The organism is Streptomyces sp. NPDC007907 (genome assembly GCF_042959365.1).
Lineage (GTDB): Bacteria > Actinomycetota > Actinomycetes > Streptomycetales > Streptomycetaceae > Streptomyces > Streptomyces indiaensis.
Map to the genome: position 1 here is coordinate 537,141 of NZ_JBIBKR010000005.1, position 26,592 is coordinate 563,732.

22 protein-coding genes are annotated in these 26,592 nt (G+C 68.4%); 7 read left to right on the forward strand and 15 right to left on the reverse strand.

Annotated features, from left to right (window positions below; translation table 11 throughout):
* Window positions 1-50: 50 nt before the first annotated feature.
* The 7 genes from trxA to ACFZDI_RS23285 form a co-directional block, all read right to left on the reverse strand.
* On the reverse strand, window positions 51-383 hold the full coding sequence (gene trxA, locus ACFZDI_RS23255; protein ID WP_030847066.1) for a thioredoxin: 333 nt from the start codon (window positions 381-383) through the stop codon (window positions 51-53).
* A 43-nt stretch (window positions 384-426) separates the two neighbouring features.
* Window positions 427-1,395, reverse strand: a complete 969-nt coding sequence (trxB, locus tag ACFZDI_RS23260; RefSeq protein WP_234750300.1) for a thioredoxin-disulfide reductase — start codon at window positions 1,393-1,395, stop codon at window positions 427-429.
* A gap of 166 nt (window positions 1,396-1,561) precedes the next feature.
* On the reverse strand, window positions 1,562-2,482 hold the full coding sequence (locus ACFZDI_RS23265; protein ID WP_391252923.1) for an anti-sigma factor family protein: 921 nt from the start codon (window positions 2,480-2,482) through the stop codon (window positions 1,562-1,564).
* Window positions 2,479-3,204 carry an RNA polymerase sigma factor SigM gene (sigM, locus tag ACFZDI_RS23270; protein ID WP_391252925.1) on the reverse strand — a complete coding sequence of 242 codons (726 nt, stop codon included), beginning with the start codon at window positions 3,202-3,204 and terminating at the stop codon, window positions 2,479-2,481. The genes ACFZDI_RS23265 and sigM overlap by 4 nt, the downstream gene beginning before the upstream one ends.
* Before the next feature lie 27 nt (window positions 3,205-3,231).
* Window positions 3,232-4,929, reverse strand: a complete 1,698-nt coding sequence (locus ACFZDI_RS23275) for a protein kinase family protein (protein WP_234750306.1) — start codon at window positions 4,927-4,929, stop codon at window positions 3,232-3,234.
* 140 nt (window positions 4,930-5,069) lie between these two features.
* Window positions 5,070-7,364 (reverse strand): murein biosynthesis integral membrane protein MurJ, encoded by a 2,295-nt coding sequence (gene murJ / locus ACFZDI_RS23280; RefSeq protein WP_391252928.1) that lies wholly within the window; start codon window positions 7,362-7,364, stop codon window positions 5,070-5,072.
* 42 nt (window positions 7,365-7,406) lie between these two features.
* Entirely contained in the window at window positions 7,407-9,809 is a 2,403-nt protein-coding gene (locus ACFZDI_RS23285) for a DUF6049 family protein (protein WP_234750311.1), read from the reverse strand.
* A gap of 266 nt (window positions 9,810-10,075) precedes the next feature.
* Between ACFZDI_RS23285 and ACFZDI_RS23290 the strand changes: the two genes are divergently transcribed.
* A complete protein-coding gene (locus tag ACFZDI_RS23290; RefSeq protein ID WP_391252931.1) occupies window positions 10,076-11,521 on the forward strand; it encodes a CCA tRNA nucleotidyltransferase in 1,446 nt (481 codons plus the stop codon).
* A 117-nt stretch (window positions 11,522-11,638) separates the two neighbouring features.
* On the opposite strand, the gene ACFZDI_RS23295 is transcribed toward ACFZDI_RS23290, so the two are convergent.
* From ACFZDI_RS23295 to ACFZDI_RS23310, 4 genes are all read right to left on the reverse strand, one after another.
* The gene (locus tag ACFZDI_RS23295; RefSeq protein ID WP_234750316.1) at window positions 11,639-12,151 is read right to left on the reverse strand and encodes a hypothetical protein; all 513 of its coding nucleotides are present in this window, start codon (window positions 12,149-12,151) and stop codon (window positions 11,639-11,641) included.
* A 125-nt stretch (window positions 12,152-12,276) separates the two neighbouring features.
* Entirely contained in the window at window positions 12,277-13,539 is a 1,263-nt protein-coding gene (locus ACFZDI_RS23300; protein WP_361114561.1) for an MFS transporter, read from the reverse strand.
* A gap of 87 nt (window positions 13,540-13,626) precedes the next feature.
* The gene (locus ACFZDI_RS23305; RefSeq protein ID WP_234750322.1) at window positions 13,627-14,709 is read right to left on the reverse strand and encodes an inositol-3-phosphate synthase; all 1,083 of its coding nucleotides are present in this window, start codon (window positions 14,707-14,709) and stop codon (window positions 13,627-13,629) included.
* A gap of 44 nt (window positions 14,710-14,753) precedes the next feature.
* Window positions 14,754-15,437, reverse strand: a complete 684-nt coding sequence (locus ACFZDI_RS23310) for a PadR family transcriptional regulator (protein WP_234750325.1) — start codon at window positions 15,435-15,437, stop codon at window positions 14,754-14,756.
* A 402-nt stretch (window positions 15,438-15,839) separates the two neighbouring features.
* Between ACFZDI_RS23310 and ACFZDI_RS23315 the strand changes: the two genes are divergently transcribed.
* Window positions 15,840-18,494, forward strand: a complete 2,655-nt coding sequence (locus tag ACFZDI_RS23315) for a transglycosylase domain-containing protein (protein WP_391252934.1) — start codon at window positions 15,840-15,842, stop codon at window positions 18,492-18,494.
* Window positions 18,495-18,618: 124 nt separating this feature from the next.
* On the forward strand, window positions 18,619-20,130 hold the full coding sequence (locus ACFZDI_RS23320) for a glycosyltransferase 87 family protein (RefSeq protein ID WP_391253234.1): 1,512 nt from the start codon (window positions 18,619-18,621) through the stop codon (window positions 20,128-20,130).
* Between the two features lie 99 nt (window positions 20,131-20,229).
* Here ACFZDI_RS23320 and ACFZDI_RS23325 read toward each other — a convergent pair whose 3' ends face one another.
* The 3 genes from ACFZDI_RS23325 to ACFZDI_RS23335 all read right to left on the reverse strand — a co-directional run bounded on the left by ACFZDI_RS23325 (window position 20,230) and on the right by ACFZDI_RS23335 (window position 22,939).
* Window positions 20,230-21,261, reverse strand: coding sequence for an alanine racemase (locus tag ACFZDI_RS23325; protein ID WP_234750329.1), 1,032 nt, complete (start codon window positions 21,259-21,261; stop codon window positions 20,230-20,232).
* A gap of 82 nt (window positions 21,262-21,343) precedes the next feature.
* Window positions 21,344-22,465 (reverse strand): peptidoglycan bridge formation glycyltransferase FemX, encoded by a 1,122-nt coding sequence (femX, locus tag ACFZDI_RS23330; RefSeq protein ID WP_351631819.1) that lies wholly within the window; start codon window positions 22,463-22,465, stop codon window positions 21,344-21,346.
* 168 nt (window positions 22,466-22,633) lie between these two features.
* On the reverse strand, window positions 22,634-22,939 hold the full coding sequence (locus ACFZDI_RS23335; RefSeq protein ID WP_234750333.1) for a hypothetical protein: 306 nt from the start codon (window positions 22,937-22,939) through the stop codon (window positions 22,634-22,636).
* 263 nt (window positions 22,940-23,202) lie between these two features.
* On the opposite strand from ACFZDI_RS23335, the gene rpsF reads away from it, so the two are divergent.
* The 4 genes from rpsF (at window position 23,203) to rplI (ending at window position 24,900) form a co-directional block, all read left to right on the forward strand.
* Window positions 23,203-23,493, forward strand: coding sequence for a 30S ribosomal protein S6 (gene rpsF / locus ACFZDI_RS23340; protein WP_030847098.1), 291 nt, complete (start codon window positions 23,203-23,205; stop codon window positions 23,491-23,493).
* 71 nt (window positions 23,494-23,564) lie between these two features.
* Window positions 23,565-24,152, forward strand: a complete 588-nt coding sequence (locus tag ACFZDI_RS23345) for a single-stranded DNA-binding protein (RefSeq protein ID WP_391252937.1) — start codon at window positions 23,565-23,567, stop codon at window positions 24,150-24,152.
* A gap of 46 nt (window positions 24,153-24,198) precedes the next feature.
* A complete protein-coding gene (rpsR, locus tag ACFZDI_RS23350; RefSeq protein ID WP_003949403.1) occupies window positions 24,199-24,435 on the forward strand; it encodes a 30S ribosomal protein S18 in 237 nt (78 codons plus the stop codon).
* An 18-nt stretch (window positions 24,436-24,453) separates the two neighbouring features.
* Entirely contained in the window at window positions 24,454-24,900 is a 447-nt protein-coding gene (gene rplI, locus ACFZDI_RS23355) for a 50S ribosomal protein L9 (RefSeq protein WP_033309881.1), read from the forward strand.
* A gap of 189 nt (window positions 24,901-25,089) precedes the next feature.
* Here the strand turns inward: rplI and ACFZDI_RS23360 are convergent, their stop codons facing one another.
* Window positions 25,090-26,427, reverse strand: a complete 1,338-nt coding sequence (locus ACFZDI_RS23360; RefSeq protein WP_234750336.1) for an MATE family efflux transporter — start codon at window positions 26,425-26,427, stop codon at window positions 25,090-25,092.
* Window positions 26,428-26,592 lie beyond the last annotated feature (165 nt).

Sequence of the window (26,592 nt, forward strand, 5' to 3'; positions counted from 1 at the left end):
ATTCGTGTTTCACGTGAAACACGCATCGTCGGTCCGACGACTCAGCCGATTCACTCGGCGATGAACTCCTCGAGGTCGCGAACGATCGCGGCCTTCGGCTTCGCGCCCACGATGGTCTTGGCGACCTCGCCACCCTGGTAGACGTTCAGGGTCGGGATGGACATGACGCCGTACTTGGCGGCCGTACCCGGGTTCTCGTCGATGTTCAGCTTGACGATCTCGATCTTGTCGCCGTACTCGGAGGCGATGGCCTCGAGGGACGGAGCGATCTGGCGGCACGGTCCGCACCAGGCGGCCCAGAAGTCCACCAGAACGGGCTTGTCGCTCTTGAGGACGTCCTGCTCGAAGGAGTCGTCGGTCACATTCTTCAGGGTGCCGGCCACGGCGGGCTCCTTAACTGTTGGTGCGTGGGGCGGGTAGGGGAGGTCAGGCGGGGGTCTTCTCGGGCTCGGGCTGCTCCTCGTCCGCCAGGGCGGCGAGGTAGCGCTCGGCGTCGAGAGCTGCGGAGCAGCCGGTCCCGGCCGCGGTGATCGCCTGACGGTAGGTGTGGTCGACCACGTCGCCGGCACCGAAGACACCGGTCAGGTTCGTGCGCGTCGACGGCGCCTGCACCTTCAGGTACCCCTCTTCGTCCAGGTCGAGCTGACCCTTGAAGAGCTCGGTGCGCGGGTCGTGGCCGATGGCGATGAACAGTCCGGTGACCGGCAGGTCCGAGAGCTCGCCCGTCTTGAGGTTGCGCAGCTTCAGACCGGAGAGCTTGGGGTCGCCCTGGATCTCGGCGACCTCGCTGTCCCAGACGAAGGAGATCTTCGGGTCGGCGAAGGCGCGTTCCTGCATGGCCTTGGAGGCGCGCAGGGTGTCACGGCGGTGGACGATGGTCACGGACTTGGCGAACCGCGAGAGGAAGGTCGCCTCCTCCATCGCGGTGTCGCCGCCACCGATCACAGCGATGTCCTGGTCCTTGAAGAAGAACCCGTCACAGGTGGCGCACCAGGACACGCCACGACCGGAGAGAGCGTCCTCGTTCGGCAGGCCGAGCTTGCGGTGCTGCGAGCCGGTGGCGACGATGACGGCCTTCGCCCGGTGCACTGTGCCGGCCGTGTCCGTGACGGTCTTGATCTCACCACTCAGGTCGACGGCCACGATGTCGTCCGGGACGAGCTCGGCCCCGAAGCGCTCCGACTGGGCACGCATGTTGTCCATGAGCTCGGGGCCCATGATGCCGTCCTGGAAGCCAGGGAAGTTCTCGACGTCGGTGGTGTTCATGAGCGCACCACCAGCGGTGACGGCGCCCTCGAACACCAGGGGCTTCAGCGACGCGCGCGCGGTGTAGAGCGCCGCCGTGTAGCCGGCGGGCCCGGAGCCGATGATGATCACGTTACGGACGTCGCTCACGGCTTGATTCCTCGTCTCTGGACTGCGTCGTTCGACCGGTGGGAGCTTCTCTCGGAGCTCTCACCCCACCCAACGGATCCTAAGGGGCGCGCATTCCCACTGTGTCCGGGCACACGGAGATGCGGCACCAAGCGGTGACCCTGCGAGGCAGGGACGAGGCGCTTGGTCAGGCGGAGGGGTAGGTGCGCTCCAGGAGCACCTCGCCGGTCACCGTGGACGGCGCGTGATCCACACACCTGGCGTCGACGATGTAGGCGTTGACCCGAGTCGCGTCGGAGGCATCGGGAAGCAGCACGAGCATGGCTTTCTTGCCTTGGAAGGTGCCGTTCTCGGTGGCCAGGGCCGCATCGTCGCGTCCGATGCCGTCTCGGACGCAGCCGGGCACCACGGGCTCCCGGAAGACCCTGGGCTGGTTGCTGCCGGGAGCCGTTGCCGCACCCAGCGGGGTGCGGGAGCCGCCCTCCTTGGTCTTGTTCTCCGCCAGCAGATCGGTGACCTGCTTCTGCAGCTTTCCTTCGGAGAAGGTGTCGGCGGTGGTCTCCCGTTCGCCTGCCGTGTCATGGGAGGGCTTGTTGTCGCCGAGCGACGACAGCAAGACGGAGCCCAGCCCCAGAGCGGCCACCGTGAAGACGGTTCCCAGGACGGCGATCCTGCGCCGTCCGGCGCGGGTGTGGCCCTTGCGGCCCGGGCCGGTGGTGGAGGAGCGGGGGCGGCCGGCAGGCCGATCGGCAGACGTCGATGTTTCACGTGAAACACGCACATCGCTGTCGTCCTCGGCTGTGGCACGGGGGGCACTCACCGGCTCCGGGGTCTCGGACGCATTCGGGCCGCCGGTGTTCAACAGGGCTTCGGCAGCAAGGGCGGCATCGATGCGCCCCGCGATCTCAGCAGGCATACGCGGCGGGCCCGGCAGCGTGCCGAGCAGGCCGCGGATCTCCTCCAGAGAGCTGTACACGTCCGCACAGAGCTCGCACTCGTCCAGATGCCGCCGCAGCTCGGTGGTCCGGTCCGGTGGAAGGAGCCCCTCGGCGAGGTCGGAGATCTCCGCGACGTCCGGGTGCCCGGCCATGTCTGTCGTCGACGTCACGCTCGTCCACCTCCGCCCTTCACTGCGGCTGGGTCGCTGGGTCCCTTGCCCGGGGGGTCCGCTTGACGGGGCCCCGCTGCGGGTGGGACGGCCGACCCCTGCGTCCGGTTCCGTTCTCCCCCCGGGTTCTTGCCCTCACCGCCGTTGTCCGGTCGTAGGTGCGTGAGCAACGGCAGGAGTCTCGCTCTTCCCCGCGCGCATCTGCTCTTCACCGTGCCGGTGGGCACGTCGAGGATGCGGGCAGCCTCGGCCACCGGGTAGCCCTGCATGTCCACCAGTACGAGCGCGGCACGCTGATCGGCGGGGAGGGTCCCCAGGGCTTCGATGAGCTGCCGGTGGAGATCATTGCGCTCGGCGGGGGCCGAGGCCGACTCGTGCGGCTCCAGCAGCTGCTCCAGGCGCTCGGTGTCGTCGACGGGAGAGGTCTTCCGGGAGGCGGCCTTGCGGGCGCGGTCCAGGCAGGCGTTCACCGTGATCCTGTGCAGCCACGTCGTGACGGCCGACTGGCCCCGGAAGGTGTGGGCGGCCCGATAGGCGGACACGAGGGCGTCCTGCACGGCGTCAGCGGCCTCCTCGCGGTCACCGAGCGTCCGCAGTGCGACGGCCCAGAGCCGATCACGATGCCGCCGTACGATCTCACCGAAGGCATCGGGGTCGCCTTCGACGTGCTGGGCGAGCAGGTCCTGATCGCTCACTCCGTCATATCCGGTGCCGTCTGCCATCGGCCTCCTTCCTCGAGGCAGATGCCGTCAGCTGGTCACCTTGATATCCGCCAACCTGCCGCGCCACTTGCCGTCATCCGGTTGCAGCGGCAGCTTCGTCAGCCACACGAGGAGGTACCTGCTCTTGAGGGTCTTGCCGGGCTTCAGCTGGACGGTCGTCCCCGTGCCCTCGGCGACCTTGGAGTAAGCGTTCAGGGACGTGGGCTGCGAGCCTGCGTCCGAGCTCGCACTGCGGAGCTCGACCGAGGTGTCCCCCACGAACGTGACGGTCACCTTCCCGACCTGCTGGGTCTTGCCGAGGTCGAGGATGATGCCGACGCCCGACTTCAGTCGGCCGAAGTCCGGGCTCAGATAGAAGTCGGTCTGCCAATAGGTGGCCGTGCTGTTGTCGTAGACCTTCCCTATGTCGGACGGCTTCTCCGTCTGATCCCCGAGAGGGTCGAAGTCGCGGGCACCGCTGATGGCGATCGGCTTGCCGGACGTGGGCTTCTTCGGGCTCTTGTCGTTCCCGTCGTTCGTCTGCGTCTGACCCGGGTCGTCGTTCTTGCCGCCCTGGTCCATCAGCGCGTCCGCCAACTGCCAGCTGCCCAGGCCCAGGGCGGCGATCAGGAGTGCGGAGACGGCCCACTTCAGGGCCTTGCCCGTGCGGCTCTGGAGCGGGGTCGGCGGGGGCGGCACCGGCTGGGTGACGCCGGGACGCGGGGTCTGACGGCCGTACGTGCCCTGTTGGTAGGTCGTGCGCTGGTACTCGGGCGGCGCGGTGAACGCGGGCTCCGGCGGGCGGATGCGGGGCATCTCACCGATCGCCTTCACCAGCTCCTCCGGCGTGGTGCACGGCGACTCGTGCCGGGAGGCGGTGGCGCCGTCGTTGGCGAGCGCGCGCATGGAGAGCTCGGACAGGCCGCGGTGCACACCGGCCCGCACCTGGTCGGGCGCGATGAGACCGATGTCCTTCGGCAGGCCCGACAGACCGTAGGCGTCGCTCTCGTACGGCCAGCGCTGCGTGAGCGCCGCGTACAGCAGAGCGCCGATGGCCTCGGTGTCGGTGCGCTGCGGCGTGTCCGACGAGACGCCCCGCAGCGCGGCGTTCACGGCGAGGCCGCGGATGCGCCACTGGCCGGTCGAGGCGCGCAGCACCGCGTTGGGGTTCAGCCGCAGATGGGCGAGGCCCTCACGGTGTGCGGCCGCCATGGCGGAGGAGACCTGACTGACCATTTGGTAGGCGTCGTAGGGCTCCAGGGGGCCGGAGGCGAGCAGCGTGGTCAGTTCCGTCGCGTCGGGAAGCCACTCGTGGACGACATAGACGACGTCGTTCTCCTCCACCGCGTCCAGCACCTGGACGAAGCGGGGGTCGCCCAGGAGGGCGGAGGAACGGGCGGCGGCCAGCACGGAGCGGGCCCGTGAGTGGTCGGCGGGCAGGATGTGCACTCCGACGGCACGGCGGAGCTTCTCATCGACGGCACGCCAACTGCTGAAACCGTCCAGTCGGGTGACGCACTCCTCGAGACGGTAGCGTCTGGCGAGCTTGTGACCACTGTGCAGTTCGGGCGGCGAGGTCGTTCCGGCACCGTCGGTCCTGGTGCTCTCCTGTACCTCGTCGCTGTCCGTGTCCCGCTCCCGGTTCTTGGCCACCCCGTCGGCCGTGGACTGGTCCGCCTGTGCGGTCAGCGACGTCTCGCCGCTGTTGTCTGCCACGTCGACGGCAGCCGTACTCCGATCCGCCACCGTCGTTCCTGCCTCCCCATCCATTACGCCCCGGCCGGCATCCCGTGCGCGCCGTGCGATGCCGAAACCAATTGTGCCCACAGTCCGCCGCTATGCACGACACGCGGTGGCTGACGATGGTTGTGCGCCTACCCCCCGACTCAGCGTCCCAGGCGTCCGCGGACCATGCCGACCAGGGAGTTGAGCTCCTCGATGCGCATGCGGCGGGCGGCGACGAAGAAGATCCCGAGCAGCACGGCGCCACCCACCAGGACGGCGGCCAGCGAGCCGGCCGGGCCCTGGCCGAGCGTGTGGCCGATGCCGTAGCAGGCCGCGCCGCTGAGCAGGGCCGCCGGCACCGACGCGATGCACAGGCGGGCGTAGGTCCGCAGGACACGGGCGCCGTCGAGGTCCCCGCCCAGCCGCTTGCGCAGCCGTCGCCAGGCGACGCCGACGCCGATCGCGTAGGCCAGCCCGTACGAGGCGGCCATGCCGACCACGGCCCAGCGGGACGGGATGACGAAGTAGCAGATCGCCGAGGCGCCCGCGTTGACCGCGGCCACGATGACCGTGTTGTAGAAGGGAGTTCGGGTGTCCTCGTAGGCGTAGAAGGCACGCAGGACCACGTATTGCACGGAGTACGGGATCAGGCCGAGGCCGAACGCCATCAGCATGAAGCCCATGTTGGTGGCCTCGCTGGTGCCCGAGGAGCCGAACATCAGCGTGCACATCGGGATGCCGAGGGAGAGGAAGCCGAATGCGATCGGCACGATCGCGACCGCCGTGGTGCGCAGTCCCTGGGAGATGTCGTCGCGTACGGCGCCCCCGTCGCCCTCGGCGGCGGAGCGCGACAGACGCGGCAGCAGGGCGGCCATGAGAGAGACGGTGATGATGGCCTGCGGCAGGCCCCAGATCAGCTGTGCGTTGGCGTAGGCGGAGAACCCGGTGCCGTCGACGGGCGAGGCCTTGCCCGCCGCGGTGGACAGCCAGATGACGATCATGGCGCCCGCCTGGTTGGCGAGGACGAACAGGACCGTCCACTTGGCGAGCGTGACGGCCTTGCCGAGGCCCTGGCCCTTCCAGTCGAAGCGCAGCCGCAGCCGGAAGCCGGTCTCGCGCAGGTACGGGATCATCGCCAGCGCTTGGACCACGAGGCCGAGCAGGACACCGATGCCGAGGAGGCGCTGGCCCTCCGGCGGGATGTTGGTGACCTTCATCCCGGAGTCTGCGGCGGTGCCGTAGACGTAGATGAACATGCCCAGCGTCACGATGATGACGATGTTGTTCAGGACCGGAGTCCACATCATCGCGCCGAACTTGCCGCGGGCGTTGAGGATCTGGCCCATCACCACGTGGACGCCCATGAAGAAGATCGAGGGCAGGAAGTACTGGGCGAAGGTGATGCCGACCTGGTTCGCCGCCGGATCGCCGGCGACCGAGGGGGACATCAGGCGGATCAGGAGCGGTGCGCCGAAGACGCCCACCGCTGTGAGTGCGCCGAGCGCCACCATGACCAAGGTCAGCAGGCGGTTGGCGTAGGCCTCGCCGCCGTCCTCGTCGTCTTTCATAGCGCGCACCAGCTGCGGCACGAAGACGGAGTTGAGGCCACCGCCGACCGTGAGGATGTAGATCATCGTCGGCAGCTGGTAGGCGACCTGGAAGGTGTCACCGAGGAAGCCGACGCCCAGGGCCGACACGATCAGCGCGGAGCGGATGAAACCCGTGAGGCGGGAGACCATCGTGCCCGCGGCCATCACGGCGCTGGACTTCATCAGGCCCGCCGCGCGGCTGCTCTTCTTCGGCGCGGGCGGTGCCTCGGGCTCGGGCTCCTGTGCCTCGTCCACGAGGTGCGGTGCCGCCACGGTCTGATCGGCATCCCCGTACGGGCCCTGCGCCGCGTACGGGCCCTGCGCCGGCTGCATCGGGGCCGGCGCAGGGCCGGGGACCGACGGCGGCTCGTACGACGGGTGGGCGCTGCTCTGCTGCTGGTCCCGGAAGAGGTGCGCGAAGGCGTCCTGCTCCTGGCGGGGCCCGCCCGCCTGGGAGACGAGGTCGTCCACGCCCACGAACTGCGTGGTGCGCGGGTCGTCGCCGTAGGGCAGGTGCCGCGTGGGGCCCTCCGGCTCCGGCGCGGGCGTCTGGGCCCACACCTGCGGGTCGGGCGCGTACGGCGACTGCGGCGGCGGGCCGTAGAGCTGCTGCTGCGGCTGGTACGTGCCGGGAACGGGCGGCGGGTGCGCGGCGCGGTCGTAGAGCGCCTCACCGACCGGGTCCTGCGCGGAGAGGTCCTGCGCGCGGTAGGGGTCCTGCCGGTAGGCGTCCTGGAGGTACAGGTCCGTGGGCGGCTGCGGCGGCACCTGGCCGTGCTCGGGCGACGAACCCTCGGGCCCGCCCGCGTCGGGGTGGCCCGAGCTGCCCGCGGCACGGCCGCGGTCACCGTCGTACGGCGCGTTCATGGTTACCCACCTCATCGTCCCGGGCCCACCGGTCAAGATTTCTCAACGGTCCACTCTCTCACCCGTGCCGGACGGGGCGGCGCTTTCCACCGCGGTGTCCGGGGCCGGGTCACTCGGCTGCGCGGGGGTGTCCGCGCGTGAACCGGCCTCCTCCTCCTTGAGACGTGCGCCGGTGGCCTCCGGGTTCTGCGGAGCGTCGGCCTGGTCCTGCGGGCCTTCGACCTCGTCGTCCGCCTCGGTGGTCTCGTCCTCGGCGGCCTCGCGGGCGGCGGCGCGCTTGCGCTGGGTGTACATCCGGAAGCCCGCGAGGACCAGGAGCAGGACGCCACCGCCGATGACCAGCATCACCGTCGGCGTGACCTCGGTGACCCGTACGTCGAAGGTGACCGGGGCGCCGTACCGCTGGCCGTCCTCCGTGTACAGCTGGGCGACGACTTTCGCCCGGCCGTTGGCGTTGGCCGACGTGGTGAACTTCACCGACTGGGCGTGGCCGCCGTTGACGGTGACACGCTGCTCATCGTAGGCGTCGCCGCCGATCTTGAGTCGCGTGGGGTTCATCGACGTGAGCCGCAGCTGCAGGTGCTCGACGCCCTGGACCAGGTTGTTCTGGACGGTCACGGGGATCGTGGCGCTGCGACCGGAGAGCTTGGTCTCCGACTTCTGGATCAGTTTGACCCCGTCGATGAGTCCGTTGAGGTACGACTCGATGCCACCGCGGTAGCCCACCGCCGCGACACCACGGCCGCGCCACGACGTGGACATCTCACGGTTCATGGCCCGTCCGAACGGGGTCACCACCCGGGCCTGGCGGGTGAGGATCACCCTGAACTTGTCGAGCTTGGCCTGGGTCCTGGCGATCTGCTCGAAGGCGGCCCGCGGCAGTTCCTGCTTGCGCAACGCGGAGGGGTAGGCGGAGGCCGACGGCACCCTCGTGTTGGCGGACGGGTCCGGCTTGGCCTTGGCGGCGGCCGTGAGGTCCTGCGACTCCGACCAGTTCCCCACCTGAAGGGCGCCCACCGCCTCGGCCATGGCCTGTGCCTGGCTCACGGACGGCATGCGCTGCGGGGCGATGACGACGCTGCGCTGCTTGCCGGTCTGCAGGTTGAGCGTCAGGCTCTGAGCCAGGAAACGCTGCACGGCGAGCGTGGAGGCGGAGGCTCTGGTCAGGTCGCCCTGGAACGCCGTGGACATCCGGGAGTCCGCGACGACGGCGGTGGTGCCGCCGCCGATGGGCCGGGCCGCGGAGGGCGTGTACGACAGGTTGTCCTGGAGGCTGTCGCCGCGGGTGATCACCTTGTCGGCGCCCGCGGATGTGGCGACCTTCACGATGGAGGGGTCGACGGCGCCGTCCACCGGCCACACGAAGTCCGTGGACGGTTTCACGTGGAGGATGGTCTCCACCGTGTCGTCGGCGGCGTCGGTGGCCTCCTTGAGGTGGTTCAGGGAGCCGGTGACGTTCGTGCCGTTGTGGGCGAGGGAGGCCAGGTCCGGGTCGCCGAACGGCAGAGCGGTGACCTCCTCGCCCGTGACCGCCTGCTGGAGCTCGGCCAGCCAGTGCTTGGCGGCCTCCTGGTTCTTCCCAGGCGTGGTGGTGCCGTCCGCGCCGCGGACCTCGTAGCTCCCCGTCATGGCGTCGACGGACGCCAGCAGGTCCGGGTCGATCACCCAGGTGACGTCGAGGCCCTTGCCCAGCGACACCATCTGGTCGAGGCGGCCACCCGGGGCGATCTCTTCGGCGAGCTCGTCGTCACGGAAGACCGGCGTCTGCTGTTCGTTCGACCCGGTCTCGGCCGCCATGTGCGCGCTGGAGACCAGCGGCCACAGGAACGTGGTCTTCGTCTTGGTGCCGGCTTCCTCCGGCTGCCACGGCAGGAACGTGCGCTGGACGCCGAGAACCTGGTCCCAGGGCTGTGCCGCGGTCTCACCAGAGAGCGCGACGGCCAGCTGGTAGACGCCGTCGCGGCCGAGATCCAGCTTGTCGGCCGGCACGGAGATGCTGAACGGTTCCGCGACGCCGGGGGTGAGCGCGGAGAACTTCTCGGTGTACTTGCCGCCGACCTTCTCTCCGGTGGGCCCCTGGAGATCGTCGCTCTTCTTGGCGAGGGTGTCGATCGCCGAGCGGGTCTCCAGCGGTGGGCCCACCTGAAGGTCGACGTGGGCGCCGGTGACCGTCTGCTTGCCGTTGTTGGTCACCGTCCCCGAGACGGTGACCGTGTCTCCCTCGGAGGGGGCGCTGGGGCTCAGCGAGTCGACCGCGACCGACACCGAGCCCGTGCCGGCGGCAGCCTGCGGGGAGGCTTGTACGGCCGCGTCCGCCGGCGTCGCAGCGGGCAGCTGGAGGAGCCCGGCCAGCAGGGGCGCGCCGGTGAGCAGTGCCCCGGTGCGCCGCAGCCAGCGGCGGGCAGGTGAGGCACTGGTCCCTCGGAAGTCTGCCGCCTCGGCCACGCGCTCGTCCGTCCCTCGTCGTCGTCAGTGGTCGTCGGAATGTGCGTCCACGCATGGTAACGATGCGCGCTGAGGGGAAGTGCCACGGTCCGCTCCACAGGATCGCGGGCGGGCACCCGCGCTGTCCGGTATATCGCCCTATGGAGGAGAGCGCTTCTTTACTGCTCAAGGGCTTGCCTTGTGCGCGGACGGCGGACGTGTCCCCTGCTTCTGCCAGCAGAATAGGAGGAGCTTGCGATGGCGCGGGCCACGTACCCTCTTTTGTTGTGCCGAACGCCAACGAAGAATCGTCCAACGCCCTCAGCCAGGTGCAGCACCGCGCGGTGAGTGAACTGCTGCGGGTCGCCCCTGTCGCCGACGACCTCGCCCGCCGCTTCCAGGAGGCCGGGTTCTCACTCGCCCTGGTCGGTGGCTCGGTCAGGGATGCGCTGCTGGGCCGGCTCGGCAACGACCTGGACTTCACCACGGACGCCCGCCCCCAGGACGTCCTCAAGATCGTGCGGCCCTGGGCGGACGCGGTGTGGGAGGTCGGCATCGCCTTCGGCACCGTCGGTGCGCACAAGGACGGCTACCAGATCGAGGTGACCACCTACCGATCCGAGGCCTACGACCGCACCTCGCGCAAGCCGGAGGTGTCGTACGGGGACTCCATCGAGGAGGACCTCGTTCGTCGGGACTTCACCGTGAACGCGATGGCGGTGGCACTGCCGGAGAAGGAGTTCGTCGACCCGCACGGCGGGCTGAAGGACCTCGCCGCACGGGTGCTGCGCACTCCCGGCACTCCGGAGGAGTCGTTCTCGGACGACCCGCTGCGGATGATGAGGGCCGCGCGTTTCGCGGCTCAGCTCGACTTCGAGGTCGCTCCCGAGGTCGTCACGGCGATGAAGGAAATGTCCGGGCGTATCGAGATCGTCTCGGCCGAGCGGGTGCGGGACGAGCTGAACAAGCTGATCCTCTCCCAGCAGCCGCGCAAGGGCCTGACGCTGCTGGTCGAGACGGGCCTGGCCGAACGCGTGATGCCCGAGCTGCCGGCCCTGCGCCTGGAGCGTGATGAGCACCACCGTCACAAGGACGTCTACGACCACACGCTGATCGTTCTCGAGCAGGCGATGGCGTTGGAGGAGGACGGCCCCGACCTCACGCTGCGCCTGGCCGCCCTGCTGCACGACATCGGCAAGCCCCGCACACGTCGCTTCGAGAAGGACGGCCGGGTCTCGTTCCACCACCACGAGGTGGTCGGGGCGAAGATGACCAAGAAGCGCATGACGGCGCTGAAGTACTCCAACGAGCTGGTGAAGGACGTCTCACGTCTGGTCGAACTCCACCTGCGCTTCCACGGCTACGGCACCGGCGAGTGGACGGATTCGGCAGTGCGCCGCTATGTCCGTGATGCCGGGCCTCTCCTCGACCGCCTCCACAAGCTGACCCGCTCGGACTGCACGACCCGGAACAAGCGCAAGGCGGCGGCTCTGTCGCGGGCCTACGACGGGCTTGAGGAGCGGATCGCCAAGCTGCAGGAGCAGGAGGAGCTGGACGCGATCCGCCCGGACCTCGACGGCAACCAGATCATGGAGATCCTCGGCGTGGGGCCCGGCCCGGTCATCGGCCGTGCCTACCAGCACATGCTGGAGCTGCGTCTGGAGAACGGGCCCATGGAGCCCGACGCCGCGGTGGCGGCACTCAAGGAGTGGTGGGCCGGCCAGGAGGGCTGAGCCTGTGGAACGCGGTCATGTTTCACGTGAAACATGACCCGGCGGAGATCTGCCGCCTGCTGGGGACAACGCGAGGGGCACTGTTTCACGTGAAACAGTGCCCCTCGGTGCGTCTGCTTACTTCTTGTAGTCCTTCAGGCAGAGCAGGAAGTCCTTGCCGTCACCGCTCTCGGTGTACGTGTACTGGAAGTCCTTGGCTTCGGACTCGCACTTGCTGGAGGCCAGGGTGTCCGTGAGGAACGAACCCTCGATCTTGGCCAGCACCTTGTACTGGGCCTTGGCGTCGTCGCAGTTCACGACTTCCAGGTCCGGGTTGTTGTCGCTGCTGCTGCCTCGGTGCATGCAGTCACCCACCGCAGCGGTGTTGGCGTCGTCCCGGCTCGTGGCGTAGCCGACGATGGCGATGGTCGCCACGGCTATGACGACGACGATGTTTTTGATCGTCTTGAAGCTGAGCTTGCGACCGGCGGGCTGCGGGGGGACCGGAGCGTACGGAGCGGCGCCCTGGGGCGGGAAGCCGGGCTGGCCGGGCTGCTGCGGGTAACCGCCCTGGGGCGGGAACGGAGCCTGGGGCGCAGCCGCGGGCTGTCCCTGCGCGAACGGATTGCCCTGGGGCGGCGGAGTAGTCACTTGGGGGTCCCCCTAGAACATGGTGAGTGTGACGCGAACATGTCGCGAGATAAGACCCACGTAAGGTAGCGGTCCCCGCTGACAACGCAGTAGCCAGAGGTGGCTCTGTGTCATTGATGTGACACTTACTGACGGCCAAACCGTGCCATAGCCCCAGCTACTGCCGCGTAGATAACGGCGATCGTGATCACCAGCGGCACGGATCGGCCGTCCGGTGGCAGCATCAGGGCCGCGACGGCGGCCGCACCGACGAAGAAGACATTGAAGAGGACGTCGTAGACCGAGAAGATCCGGCCACGGAAGCCGTCCTCGACGGAGGACTGGACGATGGTGTCCGTGGCGATTTTCGCGCCCTGAGTCGTCAGCCCCAGGACGAAGGCCGCGGCCAGCAGCGGGGCGGCGGCGAACGGCAGCCCGAGAGCGGGCTCCAGCAGCGCTGCGGCTCCCGCGCACACGACGATCCAGCGGCCCGGTCCGAGCCTTCCCGCGGTCCAGGGTGTCACCACGGCCGCCGCGAAGAATCCCGCGCCGGAAACGCCCAACGCCAGTCCCAGCAGGGCCAGTCCGTCGTCCGTGGTCGAGGTGAGGGCGTACCGGCACAGCATCAGCAGCATGACCAGCAGGGCGCCATAGCAGAACCGCATCATCGACATCGCCGCCAGCGCCCAGGCGGCCTCCCGGCGCTGCGGAGCGGCCAGGTGACGCACGCCCGCTGCCAGGTCACGGGCTGTTCCCGTGAGGGCCGTCCCGAGCTGTTCACGCGGCAAGGGCCGGTCAGGGCCGAGAAGTTCCCGCGCCATGCTCAGCGACGCCAGGGCCGCGCACAGGTACAGCCCGGCTCCCACGAGCACCACCGCGGCGTCCGAGTCCGCCACCGCCAGGCGTACGACGAAGGCGAGCCCGCCGCCCGCGGTCGCCGCCAGCGTTCCGGCGGTGGGGGAAAGGGAGTTGGCGATGACCAGGCGATCGGCGTCGACCACCCGCGGCAGGGCGGCGGACAGGCCCGACAGGACGAAACGGTTGACCGCGGTGACGCACAACGCCGAGACGTAGAAGAGCCAGTCCGGGGCCGGGCTGAGGATCAGCACGGCCGTCGCACCGGCCAGCAGAGCACGCAGCAGACTCCCGTACAGCAGGACCTGACGGCGCCGCCAGCGGTCCAGGAGGACACCGGCGAAGGGGCCGACGAGGGAGTACGGAAGCAGCAGCACCGCCATCGCGGAGGCGACCGCGGCCGCCGAGGTCTGCTTCTCCGGCGAGAAGACCACGTACGCGGCGAGCGCGACCTGGTAGACGCCGTCGGCCCCCTGGGACAGCAGACGCACGGCGAGCAGGCGCCGGAAGCCCTGGAAGCGCAACAGGACGCGCAGGTCACGGACGACGGCCATGGGGCCCAGCCTCACATACGGGGAAGGTCCCCGGGTCGTACGACCCGGGGACCCTCACAGCCCTGGCAGGAGCGACTGTTGTGCGCGTCAGCGCTCGACCTCACCCTTGATGAACTTCTCGACGTTCTCGCGGGCCTCGTCGTCGAAGTACTGCACGGGCGGGGACTTCATGAAGTAGCTCGACGCGGAGAGGATCGGACCGCCGATGCCGCGGTCCTTGGCGATCTTCGCGGCGCGCAGGGCGTCGATGATGACGCCGGCCGAGTTCGGGGAGTCCCAGACCTCGAGCTTGTACTCCAGGTTCAGCGGGACGTCGCCGAAGGCGCGGCCCTCGAGGCGGACGTAGGCCCACTTGCGGTCGTCCAGCCAGGCGACGTAGTCGGACGGGCCGATGTGGACGTTGCCCTCGCCCAGTTCACGGTCGCGGATCTGGGAGGTGACGGCCTGCGTCTTGGAGATCTTCTTCGACTCGAGGCGGTCACGCTCGAGCATGTTCTTGAAGTCCATGTTGCCGCCGACGTTCAGCTGCATCGTGCGGTCCAGGATGACGCCCCGGTCCTCGAACAGCTTCGCCATCACGCGGTGCGTGATGGTGGCGCCCACCTGGGACTTGATGTCGTCACCGACGATCGGGACGCCCGCCTCGGTGAACTTGTCGGCCCACTCCTTGGTGCCGGCGATGAAGACCGGGAGGGCGTTGACGAAGGCGACCTTGGCGTCGATGGCGCACTGCGCGTAGAACTTCGCCGCGTCCTCGGAACCGACGGGCAGGTAGCAGACGAGGACGTCGACCTGCTTGTCCTTGAGGACCTGGACGATGTCGGCCGGCTCCTCGGCGGACTCCTCGATCGTCTCGCGGTAGTACTTGCCGAGGCCGTCGAGGGTGTGGCCGCGCTGCACCGTGACGCCCGTGCGGGGCACGTCGCAGATCTTGATGGTGTTGTTCTCGGAGGCGCCGATGGCGTCCGCCAGGTCCAGGCCGACCTTCTTGGCGTCCACGTCGAACGCGGCGACGAACTCGACGTCGCGCACGTGGTAGTCGCCGAACTGGACATGCATCAGGCCCGGCACCCTGGACGCCGGGTCGGCGTCCTTGTAGTACTCGACTCCCTGCACCAGCGATGCGGCGCAGTTGCCCACACCGACGATGGCTACGCGAACCGAACCCATTCCGGTTGCTCCCTGTGTGTACGAGTGAGGCCCTGAGTGGGCTCTCACGTGGCGGTGTCGTCGGGCGCATCCGGCCGGGGGGCGTCCCCCGGCCGGGGCAGGGCGCCCGACGCTCCAGATGTGGTGTCACGCGAGGCGGGCTCTCCGGCGGCCGGACCCTTGAGGTCCCGCCCAGCCCGCTCGCTCTCGATGAGCTCGTTCAGCCAGCGCACCTCGCGCTCCACGGACTCCATCCCGTGGCGCTGGAGCTCTAGCGTGTAGTCGTCGAGGCGCTCCCGGGTCCGGGCCAGGGAGGCGCTCATCTTCTCCAGCCGCTCCTCCAGCCGGCTGCGGCGGCCCTCCAGCACGCGCATGCGGACATCGCGTGAGGTTTGCCCGAAGAAGGCGAAACGGGCTGCGAAGGTTTCGTCCTCGTATGCGTCGGGCCCGGTCTGCGAGAGCAGCTGCTCGAAGTGCTCCTTACCCTCCGCCGTCAACCGGTAGACGATCTTGGCGCGGCGCCCCGCGAGGGGGGCGGCGAGGGCGTCCTCGGGGGTACTGCCCGTTTCCTCGATCAACCAGCCGTTTGCGACCAGCGTCTTGAGGCAGGGGTAGAGCGTTCCGTAGCTGAACGCACGGAACACACCCAGCGATGTGTTGAGCCGTTTACGCAGCTCATAGCCGTGCATCGGAGATTCGCGGAGCAGACCGAGTACGGCGAACTCGAGGATCCCGGAACGCCGGCTCATCGTCGCCTCCTCTCGCCGCGGTGCGCGTGTATCAGTCCGATGTGTCGGGCCGATGTGTCGAGCTGATGTATCGAGTCGATACATCACGACGATAGAACGACCTTCCGGATGCGACAAGAGGGGGGTGGGTGAACGGGATCACATCACCGATTCATCCGACGCGAGTTGCCTGATTTGAGGTGAACTTCTGGGCTCGGCAGGTTTTGACGGTGCGTAGTCTGTGCGCCATGCACATCACCGGGAACCGAGTGACGCCTGAGCGCGTCCTCGTCTTCGGTGTAGTACGGGTGCACGCGGGACCGATGAATGCGGAGCCGACCGCATCCGTACTTCGGGGGGACCGGAAACTAGCCGCCGTTTCCAGGCGCGCAGGGGTGCGCCTGCCCGAGGAGTAGTCGTTCGATGAGCGAGCACCGTCGCAAACCGCCGCAGCCGCAGGGAGGCGGACGTGCCGCGGCCCGACGCGGCACGTCCGCCTCGTCCTCCGGCCGCCGTGCGGCACCGCGAGGCGCCACCGGGTCTCCGTCCGACTCCTATGGGTCGGGCGCGTACGACTCGGGGGGTGAGGAGCGTCAGTACGGCGGCCGTGCCGAGGCCCGACGTGCTGCGCAGAGAAGTACGGGTGGCAACCGCCGCAGAGCCGCCGAGCCGGCCCGTGGCGGCCGGCGCGCCGCACCCGGAGGGCCGGGTGGACCCGGCCGGGGCAGGGGACGCGCGGCCGCCGTCCCGGACAAGAAGCGGCTGATCGACTATCCGCGGGCCGGCAAGTACGGCTGGCAGCGCTGGATGCCGTCCTGGAAGCTGGTCTCCGGACTGTGCATCGGCTTCTTCGGCAGCCTGGTGGCCGTGGCGGGCATCGGTTACGCCATGGTGGGCGTCCCCAATGAGGAGAACGCCGCGGCCCTGTCGCAGAACAACGTCTACTACTGGGCCGACGGCAGCCAGATGGTCGCGGCCGGCAGTGGTCAGAACCGGCAGAATGTCACGATCGACCGGATCCCCAAGGCCATGCAGTGGGCGGTGATCTCGGCCGAGAACAAGAGCTTCTACGACGACTCCGGCGTCGACCCCATGGGTATCGCCCGCGCCCTGGCGAACATGGCCCGGGGCGGCGACACGCAGGGCGGCTCGACGATCACCCAGCAGTTCGTCAAGAACACCTACCTGAGCCAGGAACAGACGGTCACCCGTAAGTTCAAGGAGATGTTCATCTCCATCAAGGTGGGCACGAAGGTCTCCAAGCCGGTGATCCTCCAGGGCTATCTGAACACCTCGTACTACGGCCGTGGCGCCTACGGTATCCAGGCCGCCGCCCAGGCCTACTACGGCAAGGAGGCGAAGGAGCTCACACCGAGTGAGTGCGCCTTCCTCGCCGCCCTGCTGAAGGGCCCGACGTACTACGACCCGGCGGGCAACGAGAGCATCGACCCGAACGCGAGCAAGGAAAAGAACACCAAGCGGTCCAAGGACCGTTGGGCCTGGATCCTCGAGCAGATGCACAACGACAAGAGGATCACGGACAGGGAGTACCAGGACGCGATCAAGAAGTACCCCATGCCCCAGGACCGCAAGGCCTCCAAGGGCATGAGCGGCCAGATCGGGTACCTGGCGGAGACGGCCAAGAAGTACGTCCTGAACCACTCCAACATCTCCGAGAAGCAGTTCGACCTGGGCGGCTACCAGATCAAGACGACCTTCAAGAAGGCCAACGTCGAGGCGCTGGCGAAGGCCGTCAAGAAGGTCGAGAAGGAGAAGCTGGACCCGAAGAACCGGGAGCTGGACAAGCACGTCCAGTTCGGTGCGGCCTCGGTGAAGCCCAAGGACGGCGCGATCGTCGCGCTCTACGGCGGTGCGGGGTACGAGAACGGCCACTTCAACAACAACGCGGACACCTCGGGTGTCCCCGTCGGTTCGACGTGGAAGCCGTTCGTGCTCGCCGCCGCGATGGAGCACGGCACGTACCGGAGCAACGGTCCCCTCTCGCCGCTGAGCAAGTACAACGGCAACGACCACCTCAAGGTCAAGAACAACGACGGCACCTACGTCCTGAAGAAGGACAACACGCCCTTCTTCCAGGAGAACGAGAGCGACTACCCCTGGGGCTACATCTCCTTGCGCAAGGCGATGGAGCAGTCCGTCAACACGCCGTTCGTGCAGCTCGGCATGGATGTGGGGATGAAGAACGTGCGGGACGTGGCAGAGAAGTCCGGCATCCTGGACCCCAGCTTCGCCACCCTCAACCCTTCGTTCGCGCTCGGTACGTCGACTCCCAGTGCGATCCGTATGGCAGACGCCTACGCGACGTTCGCCGCGGCGGGCAAGCAGGCTGCTCCCTACTCGGTGACCAGCGTCAAGTACAACGGCCAGGAGATCGAGGGCTTCGACAAGCCGAGGGTCACGCAGGCGATGCCCGAGAACGTGGCCAACAACGTCACGGATGTTCTGGAGAACGTCATCCAGAACGGTACGGGTAAGAACGCGCTCTCCCTGGGCCGTACGGCGGCCGGCAAGACCGGTACCACCGACGAGAACAAGTCGGCTTGGTTCGTCGGCTACACCCAGCAGCTGTCGACCTCGGTCGCGATGTTCCGTGAGGACCCCAAGAGCGCCAAGCTGCTTTCCATGAACGGCACGGCGGGTGAGAAGTCCATTCACGGTGGTGACGTCCCCACGCTGGTGTGGACGGAGTACATGAAGGCCGCGCTGAAGGGCAAGCCCGACCTCGGCTTCCCCGAGGCCGAGAAGATCGGCGAGATCCAGGACGAGGTGGGTGCTCCGTCGCCGAAGCCGACGCCCACCGTGGAGCCCAGCGAGACCGTGACCGAGTCCCCGAGTCCCACTCCGACCGAGAGCTCGTCTCCGTCGCCGACGCCGAGCGACACCTGCGGGTTCTTCGGTTGTGAGACCGACGGCGGCGCGCAGAACGGCGGCGGCACCGGTAACGGCGGCACGGACGGTGGCGTTTCTCCCGAACCGACGCCGACCGATACGAACCTGGACGGCGGCAACAGCAGAGGTAACGGCAACGGAGGCATCTTCGGAGGCCCCGAAGGGTAGGCGTCGGCAGTTCGCCCGGCTTGGGTGTTTCACGTGAAACGCGAGGGTGTTTCACGTGAAACAAGGGCCGCCGTCCCCATGGGGTACGGCGGCCCTCGGCGTTTTCCTGGACGCGTACGGCAGGATGTGCGGCATGCCCAGTGCAGAATCGACGCAAGCGAGCGTCCATGAGCGGGAGCCGGTGCGGCCGACCAAGGAGGACGAGGTCGCCGCGGCCGGCAGCGAGCTGATCGGCGGTCCGCTCGGGCGGCGTGCCCTGCTCGGGTCGTCCTGGTGGACGCCCGTGCGGGTGATCGCGCTGGTGGCGATCGGCATGTTCGCCCTCGGCCTGGTCCAGAAGGCGCCCTGCTACAACGGCGCCTGGTTCTTCGGCGCCAGCTCCCAGTACACGCACGCGTGCTACTCGGACATCCCGCACCTGTACCAGGGGCGCGGCTTCGCCGACGGGCTCGTGCCGTACTTCGACCGGCTCCCCGGCGACATGCAGTACCTGGAGTACCCGGTGCTCACCGGAGTCTTCATGGAGGTCGCCTCCTGGCTCACGCCCGGGAGCGGCACCATCCAGGACCAGGAACAGTGGTACTGGATGGTCAATGCCGGAATGCTCATGGTGTGCGCGTCGGTCATCGCCGTCTGCGTGAGCCGTACCCACGCCCGGCGCCCCTGGGACGGTCTGCTCCTCGCCCTGGCACCCGCGGTCGCCCTGACGGCGACCATCAACTGGGACCTGCTGGCGGTCGCTCTGACCGCCGCGGCGATGCTGATGTGGTCACGTGGCCGCTCCCTCGCTTTCGGCGTCCTGCTGGGGCTTGCCACGGCCGCCAAGCTCTACCCCTTCCTGCTCCTCGGGCCGCTGATGGTGCTGTGCTGGCGCGCGGGCAGGTGGCGGGAGTTCGGGACGGCGTTGGGGGGCGCGATCGTCGCCTGGGTCGTGGTGAACGGACCGGTGATGCTCTTCGCCTTCGAGGGCTGGTCGAAGTTCTACACATTCAGCCAGGAACGGGGCGTCGACTTCGGTTCCTTCTGGCTGATCATGGCGCAGAACTCGGACGACCCGCTCAGCACCGACACGGTCAACACCCTGGCCACGCTGCTGATGCTGGTCTGCTGTGCGGCCGTCGCGGCGCTCGCACTGACCGCTCCCCGACGCCCGCGGTTCGCCCAGCTCGCCTTCCTGATCGTCGCGGCCTTCATCCTCACCAACAAGGTCTACTCGCCGCAGTACGTGTTGTGGCTGGTGCCGCTGGCTGCCCTCGCCCGGCCGAAGTGGCGGGACTTCCTGATCTGGCAGGCCTGCGAGGTGGTGTACTTCCTGGGGATCTGGCTCTACCTCGCGTACACGACCAGCGGAGATGCCCACAAAGGGCTGCCCACGGACGGCTACCACTGGGCCATCGGCCTGCATCTGCTCGGGACGCTCTACCTGTGCGTGATGGTCGTGCGCGACATCTTCATGCCGGATCGGGACCCGGTGCGTCGGTCCGGTGACGACGACCCCTCGGGCGGTGTCCTCGACGGTGCCGACGACGTCTTCGTCCTCGGCCCGGCGGCCCGCCCACGGCAGCCCGTGACCGCCCAGTTCGACGGGACATCGGTCGAGTGGGGCAGGCCTGGTGCCACGGGCGGTTCGCTCTGAGCGAACCGTCGGGATGCCGTAGCGGGCAACGCCGAAGGCCGTACACGTACACCGTGTACGGCCTTCTTGCTGTGCTGCGGGAGAGGTGACTCGTGGCGGTCAGCGGTCCATGATCCGGTCGAACTGCGTGGTGGTGTGCCGCAGATGGGCCACCAGCTCGTCGCCGACCTTCGGCTCGGGCGCGTCCGCCGGCACGAACAGGATCGAGACCTGCATGTGCGGCGGCTCCGCGAACCAGCGCTGCTTGCCGCCCCAGACGAACGGAGACAGGTTCCGGTTCACCGTCGCGAGGCCGGCGCGGGCGACTCCCTTGGCACGCGGCATGACGCCGTGCAGCGCCTTGGGGGCTTCAAGGCCCACTCCGTGCGACGTACCGCCCGCCACGACCACCAGGAAGCCGTCCGAGGCCGCCTTCTGCTGCCGGTAGCCGAAACGGTCCCCCTTGGCGACGCGCGTGACGTCCAGAACCGCCCCTCGGTACTCGGTGGCGTCGTGGTCCCCCAGCCACAGCCGCGTGCCGATGCGGGCCCGGAAGCGAGTCTGCGGGAACTGCTGCTGGAGCCGGGCGAGGTCCTCGGCCTTGAGGTGGCTGACGAACATGGTGTGCAGGGGCAGCCGGGCGGCACGCAGCCGGTCCATCCAGCCGATGACCTCCTCGACGGCGTCCGAGCCGTCGGTGCGGTCCAGCGGGAGATGGATGGCGAAACCTTCCAGACGGACGTTCTCGATGGCCGCGTGCAGCTGGGCCAGGTCCTGCTCGCCGATGCCGTGCCGCTTCATCGAGGACATCACCTCGATCACGACGCGCGCGCCGACCAGACCATAGACACCGTCTATCGACGAGACGGAGCGGATGACGCGGTCCGGCAGCGGCACCGGCTCCTCGCCGCGCCGGTACGGCGTCAGCACCAGCAGGTCCCCGCCGAACCAGTCCTTGATCCGGGCGGCCTCGTAGGTCGTGCCGACGGCCAGGACGTCCGAGCCCAGCCGTGTGGCCTCCTCCGCCAGCCGCTCGTGCCCGAAGCCATAGCCGTTGCCCTTGCAGACCGGTACGAGGCCCGGGAACTGCTCCTGTACGTGCTTGTGGTGCGCACGCCAGCGCGCGGTGTCGACGTAGAGCGTGAGCGCCATGGCCGGACCTGGAACCTTTCTCGCGGTGCCGTGATATCGGCGGTTGCCGTGTGTCAGAGGTATAGAAGCACTGAACGGGACATCAGCGGCGCGACATGTAGATGTCGAGCGCCTTGTGCAGCAGCTTGTTCAGCGGGAAGTCCCACTCGCCGAGGTATTCGGCCGCCTGGCCGCCGGTACCCACCTTGAACTGGATCAGGCCGAAGAGGTGGTCGGTCTCGTCCAGCGAGTCGGAGATGCCGCGCAGGTCGTAGACGGTGGCGCCGAGCGCGTAGGCGTCGCGCAGCATCCGCCACTGCATCGCGTTCGAAGGCCGCACCTCGCGGCCGATGTTGTCGGAGGCGCCGTAGGAGTACCAGACGTGCCCGCCGACGATCAGCATCGTCGCGGCCGACAGGTTCACGCCGTTGTGCCGGGCGAAGTACAGCCGCATGCGGTTGGGGTCCTCGGTGTTGAGGGCCGTCCACATGCGCTGGAAGTACGACAGCGGGCGCGGCCGGAAGTGGTCACGCACGGCCGTGATCTCGTACAGCCGCTGCCACTCCTCGAGGTCCTGGTAGCCGCCCTGGACGACCTCCACGCCGGCCTTCTCGGCCTTCTTGATGTTGCGGCGCCACAGCTGGTTGAAGTTCTTGTGGACCTCTTCCAGGGAACGGTTCGCCAGCGGCACCTGGTACACGTAGCGGGGCTGGACGTCGCCGAAGCCGGCGCCGCCGTCCTCACCCTGCTGCCAGCCCATGCGGCGCAGCTTGTCGGCCACCTCGAAGGCACGCGGCTCGATGTGGTCGGCCTCGATGTCGCGCAGGCGCTTCACGTCCGGGTTCTGGATGCCCGCCTTGATGGAGGGGGCCTCCCAGCGCCGGATGATCACCGGCGGGCCCATCTTCACGGAGAAGGCACCCTGCTGCTTCAGGTGCGCCAGCATCGGTTCGAGCCATTCCTGCAGATTCGGCGCGAACCAGTTGATGACCGGGCCCTCGGGCAGGTAGGCGAGGTAGCGCTTGATCTTGGGAAGCTGCCGGTAGAGGACCAGCCCCGCACCGACCATCTCGCCGGTGCGGTCGTCGAACCAGCCAAGGTTCTCGGAGCGCCACTCCGCCTTGACGTCAGCCCAGGCCGGGACCTGCATGTGGCTCGCCGACGGCAGGCTCTGGATGTAGGCCAGATGCTGCTCGCGACTGATGGTCCTCAGGGTCAGGCTCATTTCGGGGCGCTCCTCGGGCTGGTGTGTCCCCATGGGGTCAGGGGCTCCGGCTCTCGCGCGAAGCCTACTGCGCCTTGGGAGCGCGCCGGTTGGGCGTACGGGGCCTATGCCCCGGCCCGAGGCCGGCCGGGGCGTGATCCGCTGTTCAGATGAGGAGGTGTCCTGGCGTCAGCCGATGAGGCCGCCGTGCGCCATGCCCAGGAAGAACCCGACGCCCGATGCGCCCAGGCCGAGGATGAGACCGAAGCGCTCCCGGGTCGTCTCCGAGATCCACTGGCCGTAGGCACCCGTGAGGATGCCCACGAGGCCGGCCCAGGAGCTGAGCAGATGCAGGTCTTCGTCGATGATCGCCGTGAGGAACGACAAGAGGCCCAGCAGCAGGGTCACCGCGAGCAGGGCGTCCTGGAGGGGATGGGGTTTGCCGTCCGTGGCGAAGAGGCCGCCGCCGGTGTTGGGTCGCAATGCCTGTGCCATAGGGCACCTCCTGCGAAAGTCGGCGCATCGTAGCGCCATACACACCCGATGTGTACAGATTGGCTGCCCTGGCGGTCGGATTTCAACCGCAAGCCGCTGTGCGGGTACTCTGTACCGTCCGCACCGGTGTCTGCCCACGTCATGGCAGGGGCTTCTCGCCAGAACCCCGATTGTCAGTGGTGGTCGATACCGTTGCCTACGCATCACAACCCTCCTGCCACGGAACGACCGTGGCCGCTGAGTCCAAAGGAGGTGGGTTCCACATGCGTCACTACGAGGTGATGGTCATCCTCGACCCCGAGGTCGAGGAGCGCGCTGTCTCTCCGCTGATCGAGAACTTCCTCTCCGTCGTCCGTGATGGCGGCGGAAAGGTCGAGAAGGTCGACACCTGGGGCCGTCGTCGTCTCGCGTACGAGATCAAGAAGAAGCCCGAGGGCATCTACTCGGTCATCGACCTGCAGGCCGAGCCTGCGGTCGTCAAGGAGCTCGACCGCCAGATGAACCTGAACGAGTCGGTCCTCCGGACCAAGGTCCTCCGTCCCGAGACCCACTGAGCTTCCCAGCTCAGCTGGTTCCGGGATTCGAGTAGCAAGCAGCCAGAGCAAACCCGCCGAGAGGTTCCCCCATGGCAGGCGAGACCGTCATCACGGTTGTCGGCAATCTTGTCGACGACCCCGAGCTGCGCTTCACCCCCTCCGGTGCGGCGGTCGCGAAGTTCCGTGTCGCGTCCACCCCCCGCACCTTCGACCGCCAGACGAACGAGTGGAAGGACGGCGAGAGCCTCTTCCTGACCTGCTCGGTCTGGCGTCAGGCGGCGGAGAACGTCGCCGAGTCGCTCCAGCGAGGCATGCGCGTCATCGTGCAGGGCCGGCTGAAGCAGCGGTCCTACGAGGACCGTGAGGGCGTCAAGCGCACGGTCTACGAGCTGGACGTCGAGGAAGTCGGCGCCAGCCTGCGCAACGCCACGGCCAAGGTCACCAAGACCACCGGCCGCGGCGGACAGGGTGGCCAGGGTGGCTACGGCGGTGGCGGCGGCCAGGGTGGCGGCGGCTGGGGCGGCGGCCCCGGTGGCGGTCAGCAGGGCGGCGGCGCTCCCGCCGACGACCCGTGGGCGACCGGTGCTCCCGCCGGTGGCAACCAGGGAACTGGCGGCGGCTGGGGTGGAAACTCCGGCGGCGGCGGTGGCGGCTACTCGGACGAGCCCCCCTTCTAAGGGCGGGCTCGCACCCCACACTTCTTGATCACACAGGAGAAACACCATGGCGAAGCCGCCTGTGCGCAAGCCGAAGAAGAAGGTCTGCGCTTTCTGCAAGGACAAGGTCACGTACGTGGACTACAAGGACACGAACATGCTGCGGAAGTTCATTTCCGACCGCGGCAAGATCCGTGCCCGCCGCGTGACCGGTAACTGCACGCAGCACCAGCGTGACGTCGCCACGGCCGTGAAGAACAGCCGTGAGATGGCGCTGCTGCCCTACACGTCCACCGCGCGATAAGGGAAGGGTGACCGACACATGAAGATCATCCTCACCCACGAGGTCTCCGGCCTCGGTGCCGCGGGCGACGTCGTCGACGTCAAGGACGGTTACGCTCGCAACTACCTGATCCCGCGGAAGTTCGCTATCCGCTGGACCAAGGGTGGCGAGAAGGACGTCGAGCAGATCCGCCGTGCTCGCAAGATCCACGAGATCCAGACCATCGAGCAGGCCAACGCTGTGAAGGCCCAGCTCGAGGGCGTCAAGGTCCGTCTGGCCGTCCGCTCCGGCGACGCCGGTCGTCTCTTCGGTTCCGTCACCCCGGCCGACATCGCTTCCGCGATCAAGGCGTCCGGTGGCCCCGAGGTCGACAAGCGCCGCATCGAGCTCGGCTCGCCGATCAAGACGCTGGGCGCTCACGAGACGTCCGTGCGTCTGCACCCCGAGGTTGCCGCCAAGGTCAACATCGAGGTCGTCGCGGCCTGAGTGCCGCGCTCGCTGAGGCAATGAGCGAAGGGGCCGCACCCTGTGGGGTGCGGCCCCTTCGTGTCTGCTGGGCGGATCTGTCGAGCGACGCCATGTTTCACGTGAAACACCACGTTCTGTGGAGCATCCTCTGTTTCACGTGAAACACAGAGCGTTTCACGTGAAACAGACCGCGGTCTACGCCAACGGTCAGCGGGTGGCGCCCGTGACGATCCAGCGGCCCGAGCGGGTACGGAGCCACAGGGTCAGCATCCGGACGGTCATCATCAGCGTCATCGTGGCCCAGAGCGCGGTCAGGCCGCCGCCCAGTACCGGGACCAGGAGAGCGGCGGGTGTGAATACCGCCAGGGTGAGCAGCATGGCCCAGGCGAGATACGGGCCGTCGCCGGCTCCCATCAGGACGCCGTCCAGGACGAAGACGATCCCGGAGATCGGCTGGGAGAGGGCGACGATGATCAGGGCGGGCAGCGCCACGTCCTTCACGGCTGGGTCGCTGGTGAACAACGGCAGGAACACCGGTCGGGTGAGAACCACCAGAGCGCCGAGGACGACGCCGACGGCGATACCCCACTCCACCATGCGGCGGCACGCGTCCCGGGCCCCCTGGGCATCACCGGCTCCGAGGTAGCGCCCGATGATGGCCTGTCCCGCGATAGCGATGGCATCGAGGGCAAAGGCCAGCAGGCTCCACAGCGAGAGGATGATCTGGTGGGCGGCGATGTCGGCATCTCCGAGACGGGCGGCGACCGCTGTGGCGATCATCAGGATGGCCCGCAGTGAGAGGGTGCGCACCAGGAGCGGGACACCGGCTTGAGCGGAGGCCCTGATCCCGGCGGCATCCGGGCGCAGTGAGGCCCCGTGCCTGCGTGCTCCTCGCAGAACCACCACGAGATAGACGGCGGCCATGCCGCACTGGGCGATGACGGTGCCCCACGCGGAACCGGCGATCCCCAGGTCGGCGCCGTAGACCAGGCCGGCGTTGAGGGCACCGTTGGCGACGAAGCCCGCGATGGCGACGTAGAGCGGGGTGCGGGTGTCCTGCAATCCGCGCAGGACACCGGTGGCAGCCAGGACGACGAGCATGGCGGGTATGCCGAGCACGGAAATGCGCAGATACGTGATCGCGTAGGGAGTCGCCGCGTCCGAGGCGCCGAAGAGGTCCACGAGGTGAGGGGCTGTGGGCAACGCCGCGGCGACCACGGCGGTGCCGAGGAGCAGGGCCAGCCAGATGCCGTCCATGCCCTGTCGGATGGCGGCCTGGAGGTCGCCCGCGCCGACACGGCGGGCCACTGCTGCCGTCGTGGCGTAGGCGAGGAAGACGAAGACGCTGACGGCAGTCATCAGCAGGGCGGAGGCGACGCCGAGACCGGCGAGTTGGGCCGTGCCCAGATGGCCCACGATGGCGGTGTCGGCCATCAGGAAGAGGGGCTCGGCGACCAGGGCACCGAAGGCCGGCACAGCCAACGCGATGATCTCTCGGTCGTGCTGTCTCCGGCCGGTGGGACGACGCGCGGGGGCCTGTGTCATGTGCACCAATCTAATCGTCCACAGGTAAGAGATGCAAAGGTATTGCGATCCTTACTTTGCGTCCTGGCGTGCGCACTGCTGTGCACTGTTCGAGGTGATCTTGGGCCGGTTGGGAAAGTTTTTCTTCTGCACAGCCGGTGGACGGTAACGATGCAGGTCAGAGGC

Bases quoted from the DNA above. Each gene is read 5' to 3' on its own strand.
- sigM (WP_391252925.1), bottom strand. From the start codon at position 3,204: ATGGCAGACGGCACCGGATATGACGGAGTGAGCGATCAGGACCTGCTC.
- murJ (WP_391252928.1), bottom strand. From the start codon at position 7,364: ATGAACGCGCCGTACGACGGTGACCGCGGCCGTGCCGCGGGCAGCTCG.
- ACFZDI_RS23300 (WP_361114561.1), bottom strand. From the start codon at position 13,539: ATGGCCGTCGTCCGTGACCTGCGCGTCCTGTTGCGCTTCCAGGGCTTC.
- ACFZDI_RS23305 (WP_234750322.1), bottom strand. From the start codon at position 14,709: ATGGGTTCGGTTCGCGTAGCCATCGTCGGTGTGGGCAACTGCGCCGCA.
- ACFZDI_RS23310 (WP_234750325.1), bottom strand. From the start codon at position 15,437: ATGAGCCGGCGTTCCGGGATCCTCGAGTTCGCCGTACTCGGTCTGCTC.
- ACFZDI_RS23315 (WP_391252934.1), top strand. From the start codon at position 15,840: ATGAGCGAGCACCGTCGCAAACCGCCGCAGCCGCAGGGAGGCGGACGT.
- ACFZDI_RS23320 (WP_391253234.1), top strand. From the start codon at position 18,619: ATGTGCGGCATGCCCAGTGCAGAATCGACGCAAGCGAGCGTCCATGAG.
- ACFZDI_RS23325 (WP_234750329.1), bottom strand. From the start codon at position 21,261: ATGGCGCTCACGCTCTACGTCGACACCGCGCGCTGGCGTGCGCACCAC.
- femX (WP_351631819.1), bottom strand. From the start codon at position 22,465: ATGAGCCTGACCCTGAGGACCATCAGTCGCGAGCAGCATCTGGCCTAC.
- ACFZDI_RS23335 (WP_234750333.1), bottom strand. From the start codon at position 22,939: ATGGCACAGGCATTGCGACCCAACACCGGCGGCGGCCTCTTCGCCACG.
- rpsF (WP_030847098.1), top strand. From the start codon at position 23,203: ATGCGTCACTACGAGGTGATGGTCATCCTCGACCCCGAGGTCGAGGAG.
- ACFZDI_RS23345 (WP_391252937.1), top strand. From the start codon at position 23,565: ATGGCAGGCGAGACCGTCATCACGGTTGTCGGCAATCTTGTCGACGAC.
- rpsR (WP_003949403.1), top strand. From the start codon at position 24,199: ATGGCGAAGCCGCCTGTGCGCAAGCCGAAGAAGAAGGTCTGCGCTTTC.
- rplI (WP_033309881.1), top strand. From the start codon at position 24,454: ATGAAGATCATCCTCACCCACGAGGTCTCCGGCCTCGGTGCCGCGGGC.
- ACFZDI_RS23360 (WP_234750336.1), bottom strand. From the start codon at position 26,427: ATGACACAGGCCCCCGCGCGTCGTCCCACCGGCCGGAGACAGCACGAC.